The sequence below is a fragment of the Flavobacterium sp. GNP008 genome (genome assembly GCF_056428965.1).
Window position 1 is genome coordinate 312162 of record NZ_JBWJVL010000004.1, and the last position, 25358, is coordinate 337519.

Annotated in this window: 20 protein-coding genes; 14 read left to right on the forward strand and 6 right to left on the reverse strand. The window is 35.0% G+C overall.

Features of this window, described 5'->3' with window-relative positions:
• Positions 1-53: 53 nt before the first annotated feature.
• The 3 genes from AC0608_RS13335 to AC0608_RS13345 all read right to left on the reverse strand — a co-directional run bounded on the left by AC0608_RS13335 (position 54) and on the right by AC0608_RS13345 (position 3738).
• On the reverse strand, positions 54-758 hold the full coding sequence (locus tag AC0608_RS13335) for a DUF3307 domain-containing protein (protein ID WP_478289406.1): 705 nt from the start codon (positions 756-758) through the stop codon (positions 54-56).
• Positions 752-1357: a SatD family protein gene (locus AC0608_RS13340; protein ID WP_417959431.1), complete on the reverse strand. Its 606-nt coding sequence runs from the start codon at positions 1355-1357 to the stop codon at positions 752-754. The genes AC0608_RS13335 and AC0608_RS13340 overlap by 7 nt, the downstream gene beginning before the upstream one ends.
• A 254-nt stretch (positions 1358-1611) precedes the next feature.
• Positions 1612-3738 carry a M3 family metallopeptidase gene (locus AC0608_RS13345; RefSeq protein WP_478289407.1) on the reverse strand — a complete coding sequence of 709 codons (2127 nt, stop codon included), beginning with the start codon at positions 3736-3738 and terminating at the stop codon, positions 1612-1614.
• Positions 3739-3957: 219 nt separating this feature from the next.
• On the opposite strand from AC0608_RS13345, the gene trmD reads away from it, so the two are divergent.
• From trmD to AC0608_RS13375, 6 genes are all read left to right on the forward strand, one after another.
• The gene (trmD, locus tag AC0608_RS13350; RefSeq protein WP_074723946.1) at positions 3958-4635 is read left to right on the forward strand and encodes a tRNA (guanosine(37)-N1)-methyltransferase TrmD; all 678 of its coding nucleotides are present in this window, start codon (positions 3958-3960) and stop codon (positions 4633-4635) included.
• A gap of 171 nt (positions 4636-4806) precedes the next feature.
• Positions 4807-5157 (forward strand): 50S ribosomal protein L19, encoded by a 351-nt coding sequence (gene rplS / locus AC0608_RS13355; protein ID WP_073207643.1) that lies wholly within the window; start codon positions 4807-4809, stop codon positions 5155-5157.
• A gap of 266 nt (positions 5158-5423) precedes the next feature.
• The gene (locus tag AC0608_RS13360; RefSeq protein ID WP_478289408.1) at positions 5424-7646 is read left to right on the forward strand and encodes an NADP-dependent isocitrate dehydrogenase; all 2223 of its coding nucleotides are present in this window, start codon (positions 5424-5426) and stop codon (positions 7644-7646) included.
• A 153-nt stretch (positions 7647-7799) separates the two neighbouring features.
• Positions 7800-10181: a TonB-dependent receptor gene (locus AC0608_RS13365; RefSeq protein WP_478289409.1), complete on the forward strand. Its 2382-nt coding sequence runs from the start codon at positions 7800-7802 to the stop codon at positions 10179-10181.
• A 40-nt stretch (positions 10182-10221) separates the two neighbouring features.
• On the forward strand, positions 10222-11043 hold the full coding sequence (locus tag AC0608_RS13370; protein WP_478289410.1) for a DUF4249 domain-containing protein: 822 nt from the start codon (positions 10222-10224) through the stop codon (positions 11041-11043).
• Positions 11044-11074: 31 nt separating this feature from the next.
• Positions 11075-11737: a thiamine diphosphokinase gene (locus AC0608_RS13375; protein WP_478289411.1), complete on the forward strand. Its 663-nt coding sequence runs from the start codon at positions 11075-11077 to the stop codon at positions 11735-11737.
• A 2-nt stretch (positions 11738-11739) separates the two neighbouring features.
• Here AC0608_RS13375 and AC0608_RS13380 read toward each other — a convergent pair whose 3' ends face one another.
• The gene (locus AC0608_RS13380) at positions 11740-12606 is read right to left on the reverse strand and encodes an alpha/beta fold hydrolase (RefSeq protein ID WP_417959425.1); all 867 of its coding nucleotides are present in this window, start codon (positions 12604-12606) and stop codon (positions 11740-11742) included.
• A gap of 154 nt (positions 12607-12760) precedes the next feature.
• On the opposite strand from AC0608_RS13380, the gene rlmF reads away from it, so the two are divergent.
• The 3 genes from rlmF (at position 12761) to uvrB (ending at position 19058) form a co-directional block, all read left to right on the forward strand.
• Entirely contained in the window at positions 12761-13705 is a 945-nt protein-coding gene (gene rlmF / locus AC0608_RS13385; protein WP_478289412.1) for a 23S rRNA (adenine(1618)-N(6))-methyltransferase RlmF, read from the forward strand.
• 192 nt (positions 13706-13897) lie between these two features.
• Entirely contained in the window at positions 13898-16942 is a 3045-nt protein-coding gene (locus tag AC0608_RS13390; protein WP_478289413.1) for a TonB-dependent receptor, read from the forward strand.
• Positions 16943-17066: 124 nt separating this feature from the next.
• The gene (gene uvrB, locus AC0608_RS13395) at positions 17067-19058 is read left to right on the forward strand and encodes an excinuclease ABC subunit UvrB (RefSeq protein ID WP_478289414.1); all 1992 of its coding nucleotides are present in this window, start codon (positions 17067-17069) and stop codon (positions 19056-19058) included.
• Here uvrB and AC0608_RS13400 read toward each other — a convergent pair.
• Positions 19055-19456: an excinuclease ABC subunit B gene (locus AC0608_RS13400; protein ID WP_478289415.1), complete on the reverse strand. Its 402-nt coding sequence runs from the start codon at positions 19454-19456 to the stop codon at positions 19055-19057. The genes uvrB and AC0608_RS13400 overlap by 4 nt on opposite strands.
• Before the next feature lie 56 nt (positions 19457-19512).
• Between AC0608_RS13400 and AC0608_RS13405 the strand changes: the two genes are divergently transcribed.
• The 5 genes from AC0608_RS13405 (at position 19513) to AC0608_RS13425 (ending at position 23589) form a co-directional block, all read left to right on the forward strand.
• Complete coding sequence (locus AC0608_RS13405; RefSeq protein WP_478289416.1) at positions 19513-20334, forward strand: alpha/beta hydrolase; 822 nt, start codon at positions 19513-19515, stop codon at positions 20332-20334.
• Between the two features lie 50 nt (positions 20335-20384).
• Positions 20385-21395, forward strand: a complete 1011-nt coding sequence (locus AC0608_RS13410) for a dipeptide epimerase (RefSeq protein ID WP_417959419.1) — start codon at positions 20385-20387, stop codon at positions 21393-21395.
• 6 nt (positions 21396-21401) lie between these two features.
• Positions 21402-22436 (forward strand): aminotransferase class I/II-fold pyridoxal phosphate-dependent enzyme, encoded by a 1035-nt coding sequence (locus AC0608_RS13415; protein ID WP_478289417.1) that lies wholly within the window; start codon positions 21402-21404, stop codon positions 22434-22436.
• Positions 22437-22494: 58 nt separating this feature from the next.
• A complete protein-coding gene (locus AC0608_RS13420; protein WP_417974677.1) occupies positions 22495-22959 on the forward strand; it encodes a DUF1456 family protein in 465 nt (154 codons plus the stop codon).
• A gap of 108 nt (positions 22960-23067) precedes the next feature.
• On the forward strand, positions 23068-23589 hold the full coding sequence (locus tag AC0608_RS13425) for a hypothetical protein (protein WP_478289418.1): 522 nt from the start codon (positions 23068-23070) through the stop codon (positions 23587-23589).
• A gap of 40 nt (positions 23590-23629) precedes the next feature.
• Here AC0608_RS13425 and AC0608_RS13430 read toward each other — a convergent pair whose 3' ends face one another.
• A complete protein-coding gene (locus AC0608_RS13430; protein ID WP_478289419.1) occupies positions 23630-25195 on the reverse strand; it encodes a protein adenylyltransferase SelO in 1566 nt (521 codons plus the stop codon).
• Positions 25196-25358: the final 163 nt, after the last annotated feature.

Sequence of the window (25358 nt, forward strand, 5' to 3'; positions counted from 1 at the left end):
AAATTTACGAAATTAATTTTAAAAAAGGGAACTGCGAGATTCGTTGATTCTTATCATAATCCTATAATTATATGTGTATATACTTGACTAATTAGTATTGCTATCCCAAAACTCAATAAGGTTCCTATTAAAACATATTCTGTAAGGCTACGGTCTTTCGCATTATTTAAATCCCCAAAACGGAATATCGATTTTGCCGCCAACAAAAAGCCAATCCCTTCCCAATAATTCATTAAAACAAAAGAAAAAATAAAAACTCTCTCTATCATACCAATGTATTTACCCGCTTTGTTTGGCTCACTATCCGCCATTTTAAAGCTGGACAAAAGCACTTTTAGTACTACAGCCGTGACTTGAGTAACTAATAGCAAGGCTACCAATAGCAACACTACTTTTGGGCTTGTTACTATTGCTGCGTCAATCCTATACGGTTCATAATAATATAGTGCTGCAGCAATAGCAACTAGGTGTAGTAACTGGTATGCAAAAAATAATGGAATCGCATTTTTTTTGTTTTGAAAGTGCATTTTTCCTACATCAAAAATAAAATGGGAAATAAGAATCCACAGCATGCCAAACCAATATTTGAATTCAAATTGCATCACTAGCAGTAGCACTATAGCATTTATACCAAAATGATAATAAAAGTATTTTGATATTCTTTGACCTTCATACTTTGCTTTTACCCAACTGTCTGGTTGGAGCAAAAAATCACCAATTAGGTGCGCTAATAAAAATTTAGATGCCAGTACTAACATAGTTGCTTTATTTTTTTCTGATAATACTCTAATACTTTATTTATCTCCTCGTAACCACCTCTTTTTAATCCTTCACTTATATTTCCTTGTCCTTTTTTGTTGAGATGTGTTGCTATTTCTTTTTGATTTAATTCTGGGCTTTGTAATTTTAGCAGCATTATTTCAGCTGTTTTTTCGGACCATTTATCCATGGTAAATGTGGCTAAATCAAGCATCACATTTATGGTTTCATCAAAATCTCTCCAAGGTGTTTTGATTGCTACTGTTTGTTTTTTCAAGCTATCAAAACATGTTCCTGAGTTTATAAAAGCTGTGCCGTTGGATTCCGTTACTTTTTCAGCGCGGTATTCCAGTTCTCCTATACCAAGTCCCATACGAACATCTATATTATTAATTTTTTTCATCCCGGCTTTGATAATGACACTCAAAAAAAGTACGTTTTGTGGAGTTGTGATTATTTGAAAACTATCGCCTCTGTACAATTCCCAATCCAATGGTGTAGTACCATAATTTCCTAATATTTCTTTTAATGCCGTAATCCATACCTCAACTTCTGTTTTTCGAGACTGAATAATATCTCCCGTAATAATTGCTTCCATATTTTTTTGTTTACAACCATACAAATATATCTGTTTTAAAGCAGATAATTATGAAAATCTGCTTTAAAACAGATAATTATACATATCTATCATGTAACAGATTATAATGGTTGTAAAAACGCTAGCCCAGATTGAAGCGGCATCCTTTTCTTGCTTTCTTTAAGCGAGAAAAGATATAGTGTAAAGCTGGACTAGCTCCTAAAAAAAAATGACATCCCTATGAATGTCATTTTTTTATTTATATCAAAATTTTATTATTTCACTAATAAACCTGCGTTTCTCAAATACGGTTCAATTTCCATATCATGTCCGATGAAATCTCTGAAGGCTTTGTTTAAATCGACACTATTACCCACTGATAAAATGTATTTTCTAAAACGCTCACAATTAGCTCTTGTCATACCACCATTGGCCTGCATCCAGTCAAAAGCATTATAATCTAATGTTTTTGACCACGTGTACGCATAATATCCTGCTGAATAGCCTCCGCCCCAAATGTGAGCAAAATAAGGCGTGTGGTACCTCGTTGGCACCTCATTGACCAACAATCCGTATTTTTGCAATGCCTCTTTTTCGAAAACTAAAGTCGGTTTGAAATCAGATTCCTTTTCTACACTATGCCAAGCCATATCTAGCGTTGCCGCTGCTAAAAGCTCCGTTACTACGTATCCTTTATTAAAGGTATCGGCTTTTTTAATTTTATCAATTAACTCTTGAGGAATAGCTTGTTTGGTTTGATAATGTATTGCATAGTTCTTTAAAACCAAAGGATCCAATGCCGCATGCTCATTGATTTGGGAAGGAAACTCCACATAATCACGCGGTACAGAGGTCCCTGAAAGCGTTACATACTGCTGGTTTGCAAACAATCCGTGTAAAGTATGTCCAAACTCATGAAACAGTGTGGTTACATCATCAAAACTAATTAAGGATGGATTCCCTCCGGCTGGTTTTGAGAAATTATATACATTGACAATAACTGGTTTTTGTTTTAGGTAATGGGACTGATTCACAAAATTACTCATCCAAGCACCACCGTTTTTATTGTCTCGGGTGTAAAAATCTAAATAATATATCGCAATTGATTTTCCGTCATTATCATATACTTCATACACTTTTACATCTGGATGATAGACCGGCAAATCATTCCTTTCTTTAAACGTGATACCATACATTTGTTGTGCTGCGAAAAATACTCCTTTTTCTAAAACAGTACCAATTTCGAAATACGGTTTTATTTGACTTTCGTCTAAATCATACTTTGCTTTACGCACTTGTTCAGAATAAAAATCCCAATCCCAAGGTTCTACTTTAAATCCTCCGTTTTGCGAATCAATCAAATCTTGAATTTCTTTGGCCTCTACTTTTGCTTTTGCAACAGCAGGCCTTGCAATTTTTGCTAATAAGGCCATCGCTGGCGCAGGTGACTGTGCCATTTGGTCTTGCAATTTCCATTCTGCAAAACTTTTCTTCCCCATTAAATTTGCTTTTTGCAAACGCAATCTTGCCATTCGTTCTATTACTTCACGAGTATCACCATCATCATTTTTTTCGGCACGATTCCAAGATGCTTTGAATATTTTTTCTCTTGAAGCTCTATTTGTAAGACTTTGCAATACGGGCTGCTGTGTCGTATTCAACAATCCTATTAAATACTTTCCATCTTGGCCTGCTTCAGTAGCTTTTACTTTTGCAGCGGAAATTTCATTTGTACTCAACCCGGCTAAATCATTTACATTGTCAAATAAAATGGCTCCATTTTTTCGGGCTATCAATAATTTATTTCCAAAGAGTGTACTCAAACTTGCCAATTCCTCATTGATTTTTTTCATTTTATCTTTATCCCCAGCAGACAAATTTGCACCGGCCAATTCAAATTGTTGCAAATAATATTGTGTCAATTTTTTGTCTTCTCCCTTTAAAGCAGCAATTTTTAATGCTTTGAAGCGATTGTATAACTTACTATTCAGATAAATTTTATCGTTGTGTGCTGAAAAAAGTGGCGCATACTGCTCCTCAATATTTTGCAATGTCGGATTCGTATTTGACCCTGTTAGATTATAAAAAACGCCCGTTGCTCTGTTTAAATCCACTCCACTGGTTTCTAAAGCTAGCACTGTGTTTTGAAAAGTTGGCTTTCCAGGGTTGTTTGCAATTTTTTCAATTTCTTGATCGTGAATTTTTAAACCATATTCAAAAGCAGGTTTAAAATGTTCGTCTTTAATTAAATTAAAAGGTGGCGCTTGATACTGCAACGTACTTTTTTGTAAAAGAGGATTCGTCATCTTAACGGATTTGTTTTGTGCACAGAGTGTTTCAGTTTGTAAAGAAGCAACTAAAAACAAGGAACTGGCAACGATTATTTTAGAAAAAATTTGCATAAATTGAATGGTTTATTTTGAAACATAAAAGTAGTTCAAAAAAGCATACTATGAAATACGACGCAATGAATAAATTTCTACAACCAATACCCGCAATTAGGTCAATAGGCCAAATTTGTTCCTAAAAAGAGTTTAATCCTCAATTTGGTTATTTGAAAAACGCGGCAACTTTGTACCTTTGCTACCAAATCCCCGGGATTAAAACTTAGAAAAGAAATTATGCGTATTGATATTGTTACTGTTCTACCAGAATTATTGCGAAGTCCTTTTGAGGCCTCGATTATGAAACGTGCCATCGACAAAGGTTTAGTAGAAGTTCATTTTCACAATCTACGGGATTACACGACCAACAGGCAGAAAAGCGTTGATGATTATCCGTATGGTGGTGGCGCTGGAATGGTCATGACGGTGCAACCTATTGACGCCTGTATTACCCATTTGAAAAGTGAAAGAACTTACGACGAAATCATATATATGTCGCCAGACGGGGAAACACTAAACCAGAAAATGGCGAATACCATGTCAATGTATGAAAATATTATTATCCTTTGCGGCCATTATAAAGGTGTAGACCAACGCGTGCGCGATCACTTTATCACTAAAGAAATATCGATTGGCGATTATGTATTGAGTGGTGGTGAATTAGGAGCTTTGGTATTATCCGACGCATTGATTAGATTGATCCCAGGAGTATTAAGTGATGAAACCTCCGCATTGACAGATAGTTTCCAAGATGGATTACTTTCAGGCCCCATATACACACGCCCCGCAGATTATAACGGATGGAAAGTTCCTGAGGTACTGACCAGTGGAAATTTTGCCAAAATTGACAAATGGAGGGAAGATATGGCGTATGAACATACGAAGAATAGAAGACCGGATTTGCTGGAGGAGTAAAATCTAGTTTACTATTGTATTTATCTTAACCACCTCAGTGTAAGGATTCAAATAATTCAAAATTTATAATTTATAATTCAAAATATTTATTTACTTTTGCACCCACATTAGATTAACCTCTGGCGAAATCCGCGAATGTTGCTTTAATACAACCCATAATTAAAAAATATCATGGCAGATTTAATGAAATTCGTTCAAGACGAATTCGTAACAAGAAAAGAATTCCCAGTTTTTGCAGCTGGAGACACTATCACTGTTTACTACGAAATTAGAGAGGGTGAAAAAACTAGAACACAGTTTTTTAAAGGAGTAGTTATTCAAAGAAGAGGTTCTGCTAACACAGAAACTTTTACTATTCGTAAAATGTCAGGAGCAGTTGGAGTTGAGCGTATCTTCCCAGTTAATCTTCCAGCATTACAAAAAATTGAAATCAATAAGAAAGGTGCTGTACGTAGAGCTAGAATTTTCTACTTCAGAGAACTTACTGGTAAAAAAGCTAAAATTAAAGACAAAAGAAGATAGTATACTGTTTCTTAACTATAAAAGTTCCAACTCTGTTGGGACTTTTTTTTTGGTTACTATTTTCCTTATAAATTCCTAATTTAGGATTAATGGATCTATAAAACTGACAATATAAGAATAACAAGTTGGTAATCATAAAAATCGTGTTTTTCTACATGAAATCCACCTTCTATTACATCTGATTTTCATATATTTGTCCGCCTTATTTTAAGTGAAATCCCTTATATAAGCTACATTTAACGTGATTCGATTATAAAAATAAAAAAATGACACAGAAATCAAAAATTTTTTACACCCTTACTGATGAAGCGCCTTTATTGGCAACGTATTCATTTTTACCTATTGTACAAGCATTTACAGCAACTTCTGACATTGAAATTGAAACTAGAGACATTTCTTTAGCCGGAAGAATTTTAGCAAACTTTTCGGAGTTTTTGACAGAAGATCAAAAGACAGGAGATGCTTTATTAGAACTTGGGCAATTAGCGACAACTCCAGAAGCTAACATCATAAAATTACCAAATGTTTCGGCATCTGTTCCTCAATTAAAAGCAGCTATTGCTGAATTACAATCTCATGGATATAGTATACCAAACTTCCCCGAGGAACCAAAAAACGAAGCAGAGATAACCATCAAAGCTAAATACTCTAAAATATTAGGCTCAGCGGTGAATCCTGTTTTACGCGAAGGAAACTCGGATCGTAGAGCTCCAAAAGCAGTAAAAAATTACGCTAAAGCTAACCCACACGCTATGGGTGCATGGTCTGCTGACTCAAAAACACATGTAGCTTCTATGGAAAGTGGTGATTTTTACGGAAGTGAAAAATCACTTACTCTTGCCGATGCCACTGATGTAAAAATCGAATTCGTTGCTAAAGATGGTTCCGCTACTGTCCTAAAAGCAAGTACTCCATTAAAAGTAGGTGAAATAATCGACAGTTCAGTACTGAACCTAAACGCTTTAAAAACCTTCGTAGCCAAAACAATTACAGAGGCAAAAAAATTAAACGTTTTACTTTCGGTTCACCTGAAAGCTACAATGATGAAAGTTTCGGATCCAATTATTTTTGGAGCTATCGTAGAAGTTTATTTCGCAGCTGTTTTCGAAAAATACGCTGCCTTATTTGATGAATTGAATATTGATACCAGAAACGGTTTAGGTGATGTGTATGCAAAAATCGCAGGAAAACCAATGCAGGCTGAAGTGGAAGCGGCATTAAACCAAGCAATTACAAACGGGCCAGCATTAGCTATGGTAAATTCTGAAAAAGGAATTACCAATCTTCATGTTCCATCAGATGTGATTGTGGATGCTTCTATGCCGGCCATGATTCGTACTTCAGGACAGATGTTCAATAAAGACGGACAACAACAAGATACCGTAGCCATGATACCAGACAGATGTTATGCCGGTGTTTATACAGCGACAATTGATTTTTGTAAAAAACATGGCGCTTTTGACCCAACTACAATGGGAAGTGTGCCTAACGTAGGTTTGATGGCACAAAAAGCAGAAGAGTACGGCTCACATGACAAAACATTCCAAATGACTGCTGACGGAGTGGTACGTGTTGTTGACACTAATGGAAACGTTTTGATGGAACAAGCCGTTGAAGCTAAAGACATTTTCAGAATGTGTCAGGCAAAAGATGCTCCGATTCAAGACTGGGTTAAATTAGCGGTAAACAGAGCCCGTTTATCTAACACTCCAGCTATTTTTTGGTTGGATAATAACAGAGCGCACGATAGAGAACTAATCACAAAAGTTACAAAATATTTAAAAGATCACGATACTACAGGTTTAGACATTCAAATACTGAATCCTATAGATGCAACAAACTTTACCTTAGAAAGAATCATCAAAGGATTAGATACTATTTCAGTAACAGGAAACGTATTACGTGATTATTTAACGGATTTATTCCCCATTTTAGAAGTGGGAACATCCGCAAAAATGCTCTCTATTGTTCCATTAATGAATGGTGGCGGTTTGTTTGAGACTGGTGCCGGTGGATCAGCTCCAAAACACGTAGAGCAGTTTACGGCAGAAGGATACTTGCGTTGGGATTCCCTTGGTGAGTTCTTGGCTTTAGGTGCTTCATTAGAGCATTTAGGACAAACTTTAAACAATTCTAAAGCAATTGTTTTAGCGGAAACTCTTGATGTCGCTACGGAGAAATTCTTGGCAACTGATAAATCACCAGCACGTAAACTAGGCGGAATTGACAATCGCGGTTCTCATTTTTACTTGGCCATGTATTGGGCAGAAGCCTTAGCAGCGCAAGATAAAGAAGCCGCGTTGAAAACTATCTTTACTCCTATTGCAGCAGAATTTGCAGCAAACGAGGCCAAAATCAATACGGAGTTAATTGCAGCACAAGGAAAACCACAAGATATTGGTGGTCATTACCAACCGAATCCTGAAGTAACAAGTAAAGCAATGCGTCCAAGCGAAACTTTCAATACTATATTAGCAAAAATCGCTTAATTAACTGCATTATAATTTTAGTAATACTATTGAAAAGACAACTGGAAACAGTTGTCTTTTTTTTATATTAGCAATACCTTAACATCTGTTATACACCAATTGAAATTCTATTTAATGTAATTTGCAGTTCTTCATTTCGATAAAATTTAAACAATGACTCCAAAGAAAATTACTACCTTTTTAGTTGTATTATTAGCTACTATTTCGTCTTTCGCTCAAGAAAAATTTACCTTAAGTGGGATTATTATTGATGCTAATAGTAATGAAACTTTAATAGGAGTCAACGTTATTATACCCCAATTAAAAACGGGCGTAACAACCAATGAATACGGATTTTATTCCATTACATTACCTAAGGGAAATTATACGGTTCAGATAACTTCACTAGGATATCAAAACATTTCAGAGTCGATTATTTTAAACCAAAATATAAAAAATAATTTCAAGTTATCCAGTAATGAAACGGTCCTAAAAGAAGTTATTATTAGTGATAATAAAACCAGAATAGACATTAGAAAACCAGAAATGAGTGTCAACAAACTCTCTATTTCAGCCATCAAAAAAATGCCTGTTGTACTGGGTGAAGTCGATATTTTAAAATCTATTTTATTGCTTCCCGGGGTAACTAATGCTGGCGAAGGCGCATCAGGCTTTAATGTTCGTGGTGGAGGCGCGGATCAAAATTTAATTTTATTAGACGAAGCTACTATTTTTAACTCTTCCCATGTTTTTGGGTTTTTCTCCGTTTTCAATCCGGATGCAATCAAAGATTTGAAATTATACAAAGGCGGAATCCCCGCTCGTTTTGGCGGGAGAGCTTCTTCGGTTTTAGACATTTATCAAAAAGACGGTAATAGTAAAGAATTTCATGTCAATGGAGGAATTGGATTGATTTCCAGCCGTATTTTGGCCGAAGGACCGTTGGTAGAAGACAAAGGTTCCTTCCTTATTGGCGGGAGAAGTTCCTACGCTCATTTATTTTTAAAGCTATCCCCAGAACAAAAAAATAATTCCGCTTATTTTTATGACTTAAATACTAAATTGAGTTATAAATTGGATTCGAACAATAGTCTTTACTTGTCTGGCTATTTTGGTCGAGACGTTTTCAGTCTCAACAAAAGCTTTACTAACATTTATGGAAATGCTACGGTAAACCTGCGTTGGAATCACTTATTTTCCGAAAAATTGTTTTCGAATTTATCGTTGATTTACAGTGATTTTTATTATGGTCTGGATTTGGATTTTATAGGATTCAAATGGGATTCTGGCATTAAAAACTACAATATCAAGTACGATTTTAAGAAATACATTTCTGATAAATTCAAATTGAATTACGGGGTAAACGGAATTTATTACGAGTTCAACCCAGGAACCATAAAACCATCTGATGCGGATTCTGGAATCAATTTTGATCAATTAGATAAAAAATATGCTCTTGAATCTGCCCTTTATATCAATGCAGATCACGAAATCTCCAAGAAAATAGCGCTATCCTACGGACTTAGGTACAGCATGTTTTACCGCTTAGGACAATCTACTGTAAACATTTATCAAGATAACAATCCTGTAACGTTCAATTCGGACTTACAGATTTATGAAAAAGCAACTCCAATTGGCACCCAGTTTTACGACAGAAACCAAGTAATGAAAAGCTATAATTATTTAGAACCGCGGTTTTCATTGGCGTATCAAATCAACGATGACCAATCTATAAAAGCGAGTTACAACAGAATGGTGCAGTATTTACAACTCATTTCAAACACCTCATCGCCTACTCCGCTAGATGTCTGGACGCCAAGCGATAGTTTTATCAAACCACAAATTGCCGATCAAGTGGCATTGGGTTATTTTAAAAACTTTAAAGAAGGTGTATACTCCCTTGAAGTAGAAACCTATTATAAAGAAGTGCAAAACCGATTGGATTATATTGATGGCGCTGATTTGATTGCCAATAAAGCCATTGAACAAATAATCCTGAACGGTCAATTAAGATCCTATGGTTTAGAAATCATGTTCCGAAAAAATGAAGGTAAATTTAACGGATGGATATCGTATACACTATCAAAATCAGAGCAAAAAACTCCTGGAAGAACACCAATAGAAACTGGAATCAACAACAGCCAATGGTACAATTCAGTATATGACAAACTGCATAATATTGCCATAACCACTTCCTACAATTTGAATGAAAAATGGTCTTTTGGAGCTAATTTTGCACTGCAAACTGGTCAACCGGTAACGTATCCTGTTGGACAATATGAATACTTAGGAATCAATGTACCGAGTTATGGATTGAGAAACGAAAATCGTCTTCCAGTTTACCATCACCTTGATATTGCCGCAACATTGACTCCCAAAAGCAACAAAGACAGACAATGGAAAGGCGAATGGGTATTTAGTATCTATAATCTTTACAATCGAAAAAATGCCGCTTCTATCAATTTCAGACAGAATATAGAAACAGGAAGTAATGAAGCTGTAAAAACTTCGATATTTGGTGTTGTTCCAGCGGTAAGTTATAATTTCAAATTTTAAAAATAAGAATTTATTAAGACCCCGAAATAAAAGCAAAATCATGAAGAAAATAACACTTTACCTAATAATTATTATTGCTATACTAAACAGTGCTTGCGAAGATGTAATTGAAGTAGATCTGGATAATGCTCCGCCTAAACTAGTTATTCAAGCAGCTATCAACTGGAAAAAAGGAACTTCAGGAAATCAACAAAAAATAAAACTGACCACTACTACCGGTTTTTACAGTACTGAAATTCCAAAAGTTTCTAATGCAACTATTTATATTAAGAACAGTACTAATACGGTCTTTAATTTTACAGAAGTTGCCAATACAGGGGAGTATGTATGCAATGCATTTATTCCGATAATAAATGAAGTATACACTTTACATGTTATTAGCAACGGCAGTACCTACATCGCTTCAGAAGTGTTGAAACCCGTTGCACCAATAACAAAAATTGTACAAAATAACCAAGGTGGTTTTATAGGGAAAAACATAGAGATTAAAACGTTTTATCAAGATCCAGCAAGTGAAGCTAATTTTTACCTCTACAAATATGTGTATTCGAACCAAGTGAAATCAAACTATTATGTAGACCAAGATGAGTTTTTTAACGGGAACGAATTCTTTAGTATCTCGCAAAATGATGACTTAAAAAAAGACGATAAAATTGAAGTAAGCCACTTTGGGATTTCTAAAGCATACTACAACTATATGAGCGTTTTAGTAAGTATTGCTGGAAATAATGGAGGTGGACCGTTTCAATCTCCGCCTGCAACCGTAAGAGGAAACATCATCAATACTACTGACTCGGCTAATTATCCATTGGGCTATTTCTCCCTTAGTCAAGTCGATATTAGAAATTACACTATTGAATAACTACATTTGTATTCGAAACAAATAAGTAACTATGTCATCACATCATATCGTTCGGGACGACCAAGAGCCTGCATTAATCATTGCCAACGGCGCTTCCTGTCATCCAGAACTATTGGGCCAATTATTAGAATGGTCCCCGCTTGTTGTTGTATTAGATTCGGCTATGGTTCGCGTCATGGAACTAGACATCAAAGTCGATGTGATTCTTGGAGATTTCGACAGAGGATTTGATCCTGAAATCTATAAAATAGCTCAATATCCAATTGAAATCATTCATACGCCGGACCAAAATAAAACCGATTTAGAAAAAGCTTTTGACTATTTAATCGAAAGAAAGATTCCCGCCGTAAATGTCGTTTGGGCTACTGGACGAAGAGCCGATCATACGATTACCAATCTTACCAATATCACACGGTATAGAAATCTACTTAAAATTGTAATTCTGGACGATCATTCAAAAGTTTTTTTATTACCCAAGAAATTTGAAAAATGGTACCCCGCAAACACTCCTATTTCATTAATACCTATTGGTCACGTTACAGGAATTCATTCCGATAATTTATTCTATCCGTTAAAAGATGATAATCTTACTATGGGGTACAGAACTGGAAGTAGCAATCACGTTATCAAAGATGGTATTGTAACTATAGCACACGAAGAAGGAGATTTATTAATGATGGAATGCGTGGATTAGTATTATTTTAAATTCAACAATGCATTTCTCACAATTTCATAATGACTCCAAGGGATAAAATGATTCGCTTTTTTGATAGTTATCGTATCCATTGATTTTGCATTAACAAACTTTTTTTTCATAAATGCTACATTGCTATACGGTACCAAAGCATCTTTGGTCCCATGAATTATAGTCACATCACAAGTAATTTTTTTGAGGTCCGACTCCAAATTGATTAAATCGTGTTTCAACCACCATAATTCATCATTAGATGGACGTAAAGCACCGGGAATCAAATACCGCAATGGCGGGACTTTAATAACAGTTCTCCATTTCTCTGGTTTTTCTGCTTTTGGATCTAATGCTCCCGCGAGTATAACCAGTCTTGAATACCATGACGGGTGATCCACAGCTAACTTAGCTACAACTGGACCTCCAATGGAATGTCCCACTAAAATTACAGGTTTGTTATTTGCCATTTTCAATATAAATTCTGATATCCTTTCGGATTGCACCTTCAAATTTTGAGCATTACCAAAATCACTGTACCCAAAACCTGGTCGGTCAATCGCAATCATTCGGTATTTTTGCAACAATAAAGTGTCTTTAAGATATTCTTTGAAGGCATTCCAGCTTCCAGGTGAACCGTGTACAAAAAACAATGTTGGATTTTGAATATTACCCGTTTCGACATAATGTATTTTATAGCCGTCAAAACTTATTGTTTTGTCCTGAAATGCTGTCCGAGAGGCAGCAAAAAATTGTGTTGTTTCCGCATTAGAAAATCGCATGGTCATACAAGATTGACACAAGAGAATATAGAAAGCGACAAAAGTATAAACAATATATCTTTTTTTAAATTTAAATCTGGTGAGTATAAAAGCCATTCAATTCATTTTTTTATAAATATAACCGATTTTATGTTACAATAAATCTACACTATTCCCCTTTTATGATTTTTTTTCATTCCATTATTGTATGAAATTCCCCTTTACGCCCTAAGTAAATAGTTATACCTATATTTGCATCGAAATATAGAAAATGAAACCGAAAACGATTCCCGAAAAGACTAATTTACATCCGAGAAATCTTGACCGATTTGGATATAATTTTGAGCAATTAATAGAAAAATCTCCTGAATTGAAGCCTTTTGTTTCTATTAATGAGCATGAAATCGAAACAATTGAATTTAACAATCCTGATGCTGTAAAAGCGCTTAACAAAGCTTTATTGCTGTTGCATTATGACATTCAAAACTGGGACATTCCCAAAAATTATCTTTGTCCACCAATTCCCGGAAGAGCTGATTATATTCATTATCTAGCTGATTTACTAGCTTCCAGTAACAACGGAATTATTCCGAAAGGCGAAACGGTTCAAGGCTTAGATATTGGTGTGGGTGCCAATTGTATTTATCCTATAATTGGTAATTCAGCCTACGGATGGAGTTTTGTAGGTACAGACATCGATTTAAAAGCAATCGAAAATTGCAGCACAATCATTGAAAAAAATCCAAAACTGATTGATGCTATCAGTTTACAGCAACAAACAGAATCCCGTTTTATTTTTAAAAATATAATTACTCCTGAAGATAAATTTACGTTCACCATTTGCAATCCCCCTTTTCATGCTTCACAGGATGAAGCCACAAAAAGTACTGTTAGAAAAATAAACAATTTAGAGAATACGAAAACCACAAAACCTGTTTTAAATTTTGGAGGTCACAATGCTGAATTATGGTGCGAAGGCGGCGAACTGGGTTTTGTCACTCAAATGATTTATGAAAGTGCTAAATATCCGATGCAATGTTTATGGTTTACTACTTTGATTTCTAAAAAAGAAAATCTTTCTAGTCTATACAAAACCCTAAATAAAGTGAGTGCTGTAGAAATTAAAACCATTGATATGGCTCAAGGTCAAAAAATAAGCCGAATAGTCGCTTGGACTTTTTTGAGCGAAGCACAACAACTGAAATGGGAATTTTAAACGTATGAGTATTTTAAATTTCAACACTATTTAAACACTATTCCATTTTAAAAAAAATCATATTAATTATCATTATTGTAAAAAAAAGCAGAAATATAAACAATTCATTAAATTCGAATTATTCGTATTAATAAAATTAAAATTAACGTTGTTTTAGTAGTAATTTAGCATCCATAATCTTAAATAACCAAAATGAAAAAAATTTTACTTATTCTAACCCTAATTTTAACTGCAGGCCTATCCGCTCAGGAAATTAAAGTATCAGGGGTTGTAACTGACGAATCAAAAGCTACTTTACCCGGTACCACAATCCTCGTTAAAGGAACTACAAAAGGAACTACAACCGATAGCGATGGAAAGTATACGATCAGTGCAAAAATCGGAGCTGTTTTGCAATTTTCGTATGTGGGTCTAGAAACCAAAAACGTTTCTGTTACAACAAGTGTACTAAATATTACTTTAATTGGCAGTGGTGAAACGTTACAAGACGTTGTTATTATTGGTTCTCGTAATCCTACTAGAACTGTAACAGAATCAGCAGTACCTATAGATGTGATAAGTATGAAAGAAATTGCTTCTCAAGGTGCACAAGTCAACTTAAATCAAATCTTAAACATGGTTGCGCCTTCGTTTACATCAAACACGCAAACTGTTGCTGACGGAACAGATCATATTGATCCCGCACAATTAAGAGGTTTAGGACCCGATCAAGTATTGGTTTTAATAAATGGAAAAAGAAGACATACTTCTTCATTAGTCAACATTAATGGATCTCCAGGTAGGGGGTCTGTAGGAACCGATTTGAATGCAATTCCTGCATTTGCCATTGAAAAAATTGAAGTATTGCGAGATGGCGCTTCTGCACAATATGGTTCAGATGCCATTGCTGGAGTAATCAATATTAATGTTAAAAAAAATACTAACAAATTAGAAGTAAACCTCTTTGGAGGAGGTAACCTTTCTAAAGGAGCTAATGACCACGATGGTGGAATTGATGGCGGAAATTACCAATTAGACTTAAATTACGGAACGAGTCTTGGAAAAGAGAAAAGCTTTATCAATGCAACGGCTAGTTTTCAACTTAGAGATGCTACAAGCCGAGCAAAAGATGTGACAGGAAACTTATTCAATGCGTACAATGCTATAGAACAAAGAGCTGCCGAAGCTGGAACAAATATCAATGCCTTGTTTGGAAACATAAATAATACTCCAAATACAACTCAAATACTTACCACAATAAAACAGTATGCTCCACAAGTAGGTTATTTTACAACGGCGCAACAAACTGCTATAACTGGTGCTGCAAACATCTCACAAATGCAAACTGCATTGAACTTCGATGCTACAGCAGGAGAATTAGCGTATAGAAGTCTTGAAAGAAAAGACTTTAATATGAGAGTGGGACAATCTTCCTTGAAAAGTGCCCAATTCTTTTTGAATGCTGCTTATCCAATAAATGATAAATTAGAAGCGTATGCTTTTGGTGGGACTAGTTATAGAAATGGAGAAGCTGCAGGTTTTTATAGAAGACCTAATCAAGCCAGATCATACACCGGTTTGTATCCAAATGGTTTTTTACCGGAAATACACTCTACAATCAATGACGTCTCTGTTGCCGCAGGTATTAGAGGTCTTATATTCGAAAATTGGAATTTTGACTTAAGCAACACTTTTGGAAGAAATGCTTTTGATTACGGTGTTGAAAATACAGTAAATGCCTCTTTAAGAGAAAATTCTCCTACAGAATTTGATGCGGGTGGTTTGGCTTTCGCCCAAAACACAACTAATTTTGACATGAATAGAAAATTTGATGTGCTAAAAGGACTGAATGTCGCTTTTGGTGCGGAATACCGTCATGAAAACTTTTCAATAAATGCAGGTGAGTCTAATTCGTACAATCAATATGATATAAATGGTGGTGTAGTAACAGGAACTACAGCTGCAAATATAAGAGTAACTGACTTTTTTGGAGCTGCAAGACCAGGTGGTTCTCAGGTATTTCCAGGTTTCAGACCTGCAAATGCAATCGATAAAGACCGAAACAGCGTAGCCGTATATACTGATTTAGAATTAGATCTTACTGACAAATGGTTAGTTAATGGAGCAATTCGTTTTGAGAACTATTCCGATTTTGGAAACACAACAAATTTTAAAGTAGCAACTCGTTATAAATTAACAGATAATGTCAATTTACGTGGTGCTATTTCTACAGGATTTAGAGCCCCATCTTTACACCAAATCTACTTTAATTCAACTGCTACACAATTTGTAGGTGGTGTGCCCTTTGAAGTAGGAACGTTCAGTAATGATTCGCAAGCAGCACAATTACTAGGAATTCCAAAATTGAAACAAGAAGAATCTCAAAGTGCCAGTATTGGCTTTACAGCCAAAATCCCTGAAGCTAATTTAACCTTAACAGCGGATGCTTATGTTGTAAAAATAGACGACAGAGTAGTGCTTACGGATCAATTTTCAAGACCTGGTGGCACTCCCGCAGCAGGATCACCAAATGCAATTTTGAATGCCTTATTTGATACTGCCGGAGCAACTGCTGCAACTTTCTTTGCAAATGCTATTGACACAGAATCCAAAGGAATTGATGTTGTAATAAGCCATAAAACAAGTTTTGGAAATAACATATCGCTAAAAACCGATTTATCAGGAACATTTTCTAAAACCTATAGAGTTGGAGAAATTCACGCCTCTCCAGTATTACAAGCTGCAGGCCAAATTAACAGATATTATTCTGAAGCAAGTAGAGTGTACTTACAAGAAGCAATTCCTAGAGTAAAAGCTAATTTAACCAATTCCATTACCTACAAAAAATTCGATTTCTTCTTGAGAAATGTTTATTTTGGCAAAGTTACTGATCCGAACACTGCAGACGTAAATGGAGACGGAAGAGTTGAAGGGGTTATAATAAACGGTCAAGCAGTAGAAATTGAGCACCCGATTTGGGGAGCAAAAATCATCACTGATTTATCCGTCGGTTTCAAAATTACCAATGCAGCAAAAATTGTTATTGGTGCTAATAATATTTTTGATATTTATCCAGATTTAAATCTTGGAACACAAACGGCAATCAGACCTCGATTAGTATCTGGAGCTATCGATTATACTGCTGCTCCAGCAACAATCGATTTATCAAATGCTAACCAATTCGTTTATTCAAGAAACGTATCTCAATTTGGTCAAAACGGTCGTTTTGTCTTTGCCCGATTGAATTTAAGCTTCTAAAAATAATTTAGATAATCAAAACCATCCTGCTACAACAGGATGGTTTTTTTTTGGCTTACTCTTTGGTAAAAAAGAATCCAAACTTTGTACCTTTGTGACTCTAAAATCTTGCCTCTTAAAACCAATGAATTTCCAAGTAGTATCCGATTACCAGCCTAAGGGCGACCAACCCCTTGCAATTGAAAAATTAACGCAAGGGATTATTGACGGTGAAAAATTCCAAACTTTACTGGGAGTTACGGGATCCGGAAAGACATTTACCGTGGCCAATGTAATTCAAGAAGTCCAAAGACCAACTCTAGTTTTGGCACACAATAAAACGTTGGCGGCACAATTATACTCTGAATTTAAACAATTCTTCCCGAATAATGCCGTGGAATATTTTGTCTCTTATTACGATTATTACCAACCCGAAGCGTTTATGCCCGTAACTGGCGTTTTTATTGAGAAGGACTTATCAATCAATGAAGAACTCGAAAAAATGCGAATGTCAACCACTGCCTCGTTGCTTTCCGGAAGAAGAGATATTTTGGTTGTAGCATCGGTTTCCTGTTTGTACGGTATTGGAAATCCAATTGAATTTCAGAAAAACTTAATACCTATTGAGAAAGGACAAATTATTTCCAGAACCAAATTATTACATCAACTGGTGCAAAGTTTATATTCCAGAACCGAAGCCGATTTTAATCCCGGAAGTTTTAGAATAAAAGGCGACACCGTAGATATTTACCCCAGTTATGCCGATGAAGCGTATCGAGTTCATTTTTTTGGAGATGAAATAGAAGAAATTGAAAGTTTCGATACAAAGAATTCTCAAGTAATTGAAAAATTTGAAAAACTGACGATTTATCCCGCCAATATGTTTGTGACGTCTCCAGATGTTTTACAAAATGCCATTTGGGAAATTCAACAAGATTTGGTAAAACAAGTCGATTATTTCAAAGAAATAGGAAAACATTTGGAAGCAAAACGATTGGAAGAACGTACCAATTTTGACTTGGAAATGATTCGAGAACTTGGCTATTGTTCCGGAATTGAAAATTACTCCCGTTACCTCGATGGGCGTTTACCAGGCACAAGACCTTTTTGCTTATTGGATTATTTCCCAAAAGACTATTTAATGGTAGTAGACGAAAGCCATGTGACACTATCACAGGTAAGCGCTATGTATGGTGGAGACAGAAGCCGAAAAGAAAATTTAGTAGAATATGGTTTCCGTCTTCCTGCTGCTATGGATAACCGCCCATTGAAGTTTGACGAATTTGAGGCCATGCAAAACCAGGTCATTTATGTTTCAGCAACACCAGCGGACTATGAATTACAAAAAACGGAGGGTGTAGTTGTGGAGCAAGTAATTCGCCCTACAGGATTATTAGATCCTATTATTGAAATTAGACCTAGTTTAAACCAAATTGATGATCTGATTGAAGAAATTCAGGTTCGGGCTGAAATTGACGAACGTGTTTTGGTCACCACTTTAACCAAAAGAATGGCAGAAGAGCTAGCCAAATATTTAACAAAAGTCAATATTCGGTGCCGTTATATTCACTCTGAAGTAGATACACTGGAACGTATCGAAATCATGCAAGATTTACGAAAAGGAATTTTTGATGTGTTGATTGGTGTAAATTTACTCCGTGAAGGTTTGGATTTACCCGAAGTTTCTTTAGTGGCAATTCTGGATGCAGACAAAGAAGGTTTTTTACGAAGTCATCGTTCGCTTACACAAACAATTGGTCGCGCTGCGAGAAACCTGAATGGAAAAGCGATCATGTATGCTGATAAAATTACCAATAGCATGCAAAAAACCATTGATGAAACCAATTATCGAAGAACCAAACAAATCAATCACAATACTTTAAATAATTTAGTACCTCAAGCTTTAAATAAAAAAATTGAGAGCGCCTTTACTAAAAACCCTTTGGCTGATTATGAGTTAGGGTATCCTTTAAATACTGCAGCCGAAACTGAAAATTTATATTTGTCAAAACCTGAGATTGAAAAAATAATCCGAGAAAAACGTAAGTCAATGGAAAAAGCCGCCAAAGATTTAGACTTCATGCAAGCAGCAAAATTAAGGGATGACATCAAAAGATTACAAGAACAATTGACCTAATTATGTTGTTCTTGAAAAACATGCAATAAAACTTCCGGATCAATAATTGCATTGGGTGCCTCGTTCATCAACTTAAGGATTCGTTTCGTGGCACTAGGATTAAGTCCCATTCCTATGGCAATTTGTTGGATAGCAAGCGCTTCTTTTTTATGTAAAACTCCATCACTATACATCAATAAAGCCAATCTATAAAATTGCTGTACGCGTTGAAATTCAGATTTAATAGGTAGAGATGGTAATTCCTGATGAAAAAAGTCGTTAAAAACATCAATTTCGAAATTTAGCGCATTGGCTATAATTGCTAAAAACTCATATTCTTTCTTATGCAAATGCCCATCTACAGTAGAAAAAGCAATCATCTCTAAAAGTAAGCTCCTCTTTTCTTCAAATGTATTCATCAAATTATTATTTTTAGCTAAAATATTGTTTTTAAATCAAAACACAAAAACTAATAATGATTCGATCACAGCTCCTACTGCTCGTCTGCTGTTTTATACTTACAAAAACAACTGCTCAAGACTCTAAACAGCCAAGAGAAAGCACTGCTTCAAAACAAGTTTCCACATTTACTATTGAAGCGCCACAACTACAAACCGTCAAGAAAATCTGGATTTATTTACCGGAAAATTATTTAACCTCCAAAAAGAAATTTTCAGTAATTTACATGCATGATGCTCAAAATTTATTTGATGCTAAAACATCCTATTCGGGTGAATGGAATGTGGATGAAAAATTGGACAGCCTCAAAGCACAAGTTATTGTCGTAGGAATCGAACATGGTAATGATAAGCGAATTGAGGAGTTAACACCCTACAAAAATCAAAAATACGGAGGAGGCAATGCGGATAATTATTTAGAATTTATCGTGAAAACTCTTAAACCTCAAATTGATAAAAGCTACAGAACCAAAAGCAAAAAGAAAAACACTATTATCATGGGAAGTTCTCTGGGCGGACTTACATCTTACTATGCAGTCTTAAAATACCCAGAAATATTTGGAAAAGCAGGTGTGTTTTCACCTTCGTTCTGGTACACTAAAGACATTTACAATCTGACTGAAAAATCCAAAAAGATAAAGTCTAAAATCTATTTCCTTTGTGGAGATAATGAAAGTGATGATATGGTTTCGGATTTGAACAAAATGGAATATTTATTAAATTCAAATAGATGTTACTGCCTTCATTTGAATGAAAAAAAAATTATAAAAGGCGGACAACACAATGAAAAATTATGGCGTGATAATTTTACAAAAGCGATTTTATGGCTTGGTTATTAAATCGCCCTTTTAAAAAAACTCATTAATTTTAAGTGCAAAATCAAATTCAAATGAAACTAATCTTAAGAGAATACAACCTCAAATTAAAACACACCTTCACGATTTCGAGAGAATCGATAGACTTTCAACCTTCGTTGATTGTGGAATTGCAGTGTGATGGGTTCTCCGGTTTTGGAGAAGCTACCTCAAATCCGTATTACAAGACAACTGTTCCTATGATGATGCAGGATTTAGAAAAAATTCGCACTATAATTGAAAACACTACAGATGAAGCACCTGAAGAATTTTGGGCAAAAATACATCCTTTTTTAAAAGACGATATGTTTGCATTGTGCGCTTTGGACATGGCATACAATGATTTCTACGCGCGTAAAAAAGGAAAGAGATTATATGAATTGTGGAATTATACCCTCGATAAAAATCCCTTGACCGATTATACCATTGGAATTGCTTCCATTGAAAAAATGATTGAAAAAATGAAAGAATTACCTTGGCCTATTTATAAAATAAAATTAGGAACCAAAGAAGATATTGCCATTGTAACTGAACTTCGAAAACACACGAATGCTATTTTTAGAATCGACGCTAATTGTGGTTGGGGCGTGGAAGAAACTATAAATAATGCTGTTGAACTAAAAAAACTGGGGGTAGAATTCCTGGAACAACCCATGAAAGCAGACCATTGGGAAGGACACAAAGAAGTTTTCAAACATTCAGTTTTACCAATAATTGCGGACGAAAGTTGTATCATAGAAGAAGATGTCACTAAATGCCACGAGCATTTTCATGGTGTAAATATAAAATTAGTAAAATGTGGCGGATTAACTCCTGGAAGACGAATGATTCAGGAAGCTAAAAAATTAGGTTTAAAAACCATGGTGGGCTGTATGACTGAATCGACAGTAGGAATATCTGCAATTGCCCATTTATTGCCCCAATTGGACTATGTAGATATGGATGGCGCATTACTTTTGGCAGAAGATATTGCAACTGGCGTAACAATCGATTTTGGAAAAATAAACTATTCTAAAATCAATGGAACTGGTGTAACTCTAATGTAATTTTAAATGAAAGTCAACCAATTTCCAGATCGAATAATTGAAATCGAAAATGAAGAATATCTTTATTTTGGAGGAACAGCTTATTTGGGTTTACCAACACATCCAGAATTTCAAAAACTGCTTATCAAAAATATTTTGCAATGGGGAACGGCTTACGGAAGTTCTAGAAATGCAAACATTCAGCTAACCGCTTATGAAAACGGAGAACGCTTTTTAGCCAATTTTATCAGAGCAGAGGTTGCACTTACACTTTCTTCAGGAATGTTAGCGGGTAAATTAGTAATTGAAGCAGTAACACCTGAAACGGATTGCTTTTTTCATTTTCCAAATACACATACTGCGATAAAAGTACCTAAAAGTCTTCCTGTTTATATTGGAAACCAATTAAATCCGCGTTTGTTGGATGCTGCAACTGAAAAAATCACTATTCTAACTGATTCGGTTCCCTCTTTTCATGTAAAACCAATCGATCTTACAATTCTGAATTCGATACCGTCTAATAAAGAAATTACAGTGATCATTGACGAATCACATTCGCTTGGAATTTTGGGCACAAATGGATCTGGGACTTATTCGACAATCAATTTTCCTACTATTAAAAGAAAAATCATGGTGGCGTCTTTAGGGAAAGCTTTCGGATTGACTGGTGGTCTAATTGCCAGCGATTCCGAATTTATTAATCAAATAATGACTTCTGATACATTTGCGTCCAGTGCCGGCATGAACCCTGCATTTGTTCAAACTATGGCTGATGCATCAGCGCTCTATTTACAACAGCATCAAAAATTAAAAGACAATTTGAACTACATTGATACTCATTTAATTAAAAATACATCCATTCATTTTGATCCTAATTATCCACTAATCTACATAGGAATTGAAGGGATTAATGCTGTTTTCATTGCTAATAAAATCATTGTAACTAATTTTAAATATCCAAACAGAGACGCTAAGGATTTAAATAGAATTGTAATTACAGCTAATCACGAAAAAGAAGATTTGGATAAAATAATTCGTCTTCTAAACCAAAACCAATTCTAAATCTAAAATTGTGGTCCAATTACTTTTTAACCGTACCTTTGTATAAAATTAGAATATGATGACAAATAACGATATCTTTAAAAAACTTCGCGTGGCATTAATGTTGCGAGACGATCAAATAGTTGAAATATTAGAATTAGTAGATTTTAGAATCACTAAATCCGAATTGGGCGCTTTTTTTCGTGATGAAAAACATGAAAATTATATGGAATGTGGTGACCAAGTGTTGCGTAATTTCCTAAATGCATTAGTAATTCACTTGCGTGGAACGAAAGAAAATCCAAAAAACCCGAACGATGTTTTAGCCAAACACAAAGCTCAAATTCCTGTTAAAGAAGGAACTTCTGAAAGAGCAGAATTCAAAGCAAAGCCAAGAGATGAGGAAAAATCAAGAGGTGACGAAAGTCCTTCAAAATCGAAACCTGCTGCTAAGAAACCATTCAAAAAACAATTTACAAAAGGAACTCCAAAAGTTCAAATAGTGGAGAAAGTGAAATTTAATTTCGGTAAGAATAAAAAATAGCAATATGTGCAGATCTGTACGTCTTTAGAAAATTAAACAAAAAATCCTGAGCTTTCACTCAGGATTTTCTGTATATTTATTCATCATTACTAATTTATCCTTTCAAAAATGAAATGTATTCTAACCTTCGCTATATTATTTGTTACTACCCTATTTTTTGGACAAAACAATAAAGCTGAAGAACCAGCCATGTTTATTGATTCAAAATTAGTTTCGACAAATTCAATGGAATACATCGACCCAAATGAAATTGAATCTGTAAATGTTATAAAAAAAGACACCACAATAAATGATACTGTATACCATGGTCAAATTTACATTACTTCCAAAAATCCTAAGAAATATAATTTTATAAGTTTGGAACAAATTAAATCTGGATTTACCAAAATAAAAAGCAACGATGTCATTTATATGGTAAATGGTGTATTAATAAAAAACAATATTGAGACTTTCAAATTGGACCGAAACTATATTTTAGAAGTTGAAGTCACCAATTCAGAAACATTTTATAATTTAAGAAAAAGCGATATTAAATTTGACATCATTAACATTTTGGGGAAAACCAAAGAGAATTTAGACACTAAAAATAACATTATTTTAAGAGGCCAAGAAAAAATCGGTGTTAAATAGATTTTATTTTCAATGTAATTTAATATTGCTCAAATCCAATTTAAGAACTACAGCTTAACATCGAACATCCTACTTTGTCTCTGGCCCAATCGGGTCTTTTGGCAAACCATTTTTGTAAATTTGGTTGTTCGTCATAAGGATTTTTAAGCATTTCAAACAACTCATTTAACAACGAATAATCTCCCTTATCTGCGTCATCAATACACAATTGCGCCATGTAATTTCGTAAAACATATTTAGGATTAACTGCATTCATTTGCTCTTTTCTTGCAGAATCTGAAAGTGTTTCTTCATTGATTCGAATACTGTACTTCTCAAACCAATTGTGCCAATCTTTCAAGATAGTTTCATTCAAATCCTTTTCATTATAAAAAGCGTCTTTTATGGTATTGAAAGCTGTTATTGCCGTATCAGCTTTGGCAACATTACTTAAATTTCTAAAAAAAATGGTCATATCAGTTTCTACCTTTTCAAGTAGCGCTGTCAAACTCTGAATTAAAACAGCATCATCTTCTTTTTTGATTTGTAAACCGAGTTTATTTTGCATCATATTCAAATACTCCTTTTCGAAATCTGTACTAAAAGCATCCAAAATAGCTTCAAGAGGTTTCGCATCCTGAATTAAAGGGTACAAAGCATTCGCCAACTGATACAAGTTCCAGAGCGCAATTTCAGGTTGATTGCCAAAACGGTATCTCTTATGCTGTCTATCGGTTGTATTTGGAGTCCAACTGGAATTATAATCTTCCAACCAACCGTAAGGTCCATAATCAATGGTAATGCCGTGAATAGACATATTATCGGTATTCATAACTCCATGAACAAAACCTACACATTGCCAGTGCACAATCATGTTTAGGGTAGTTTGGGTAACTTCATGAAAAAATTCCAGATATTTTCCGACACCATCCCCTTGAATATGAGGGAAATGATGTTTGATGGTATAATCCGTCAATAATTTTAGATTAACATGATCTTCGCGGGAAGCAAACAATTCAAAGCTACCAAAACGGATAAAAGAAGGAGCCACTCTACAAACGATTGCACCTTTTTCGTAGGCAGGATTTCCATTATACAATACATCACGCAGTACTTGATCGCCAGAAAGCATTAGTGAAAGCGACCGTGTTGTTGGAACACCCAAATAATGCATCGCTTCGGCACACAAATGCTCTCGTATAGAAGAACGCAAAACTGCAAAACCATCGGCTGTACGGGAATATGGTGTAGGCCCTGCTCCTTTTAGTTGTAAAGTGTAGGTATTATTTTCATGAACGACTTCAGTAAGATTGATTGCACGACCGTCTCCTAATTGTCCAGCCCAATTACCAAATTGATGTCCGGCATAACTCAAAGCATACGGTTTCGTGCCAGGATAAACGGTATTCCCTGAAAAGGTATTTAAAAAACCCTCTGAAAGTATATCTTCTTGAGATAATCCTAAAAAATTAGCCACTTCTACTGAAGCGTGAATTAGGGAAGGATTCGAAGGCTGTTTTGGTACTACATAAGAAAAACAAGCTTGCTCAACCTGTCTCGGAGTATTGATCTCACTTGGGTCGGCAGGTAATTCTGCGGTAAAATTATTTTGTATATGAAGTTTCATTTCGTAACAGATTACTTTAAACTAAAAAAATTAATAGTAGCACACAGTAAAGGTATTCGATATGGCACACATAATTGAATTCTTATGATAACTTTAATTTATTACCAAAATCCTTTTACTTATAAAAATCTAAAAACTTCAAGCACAGTATCATCAACAGTGT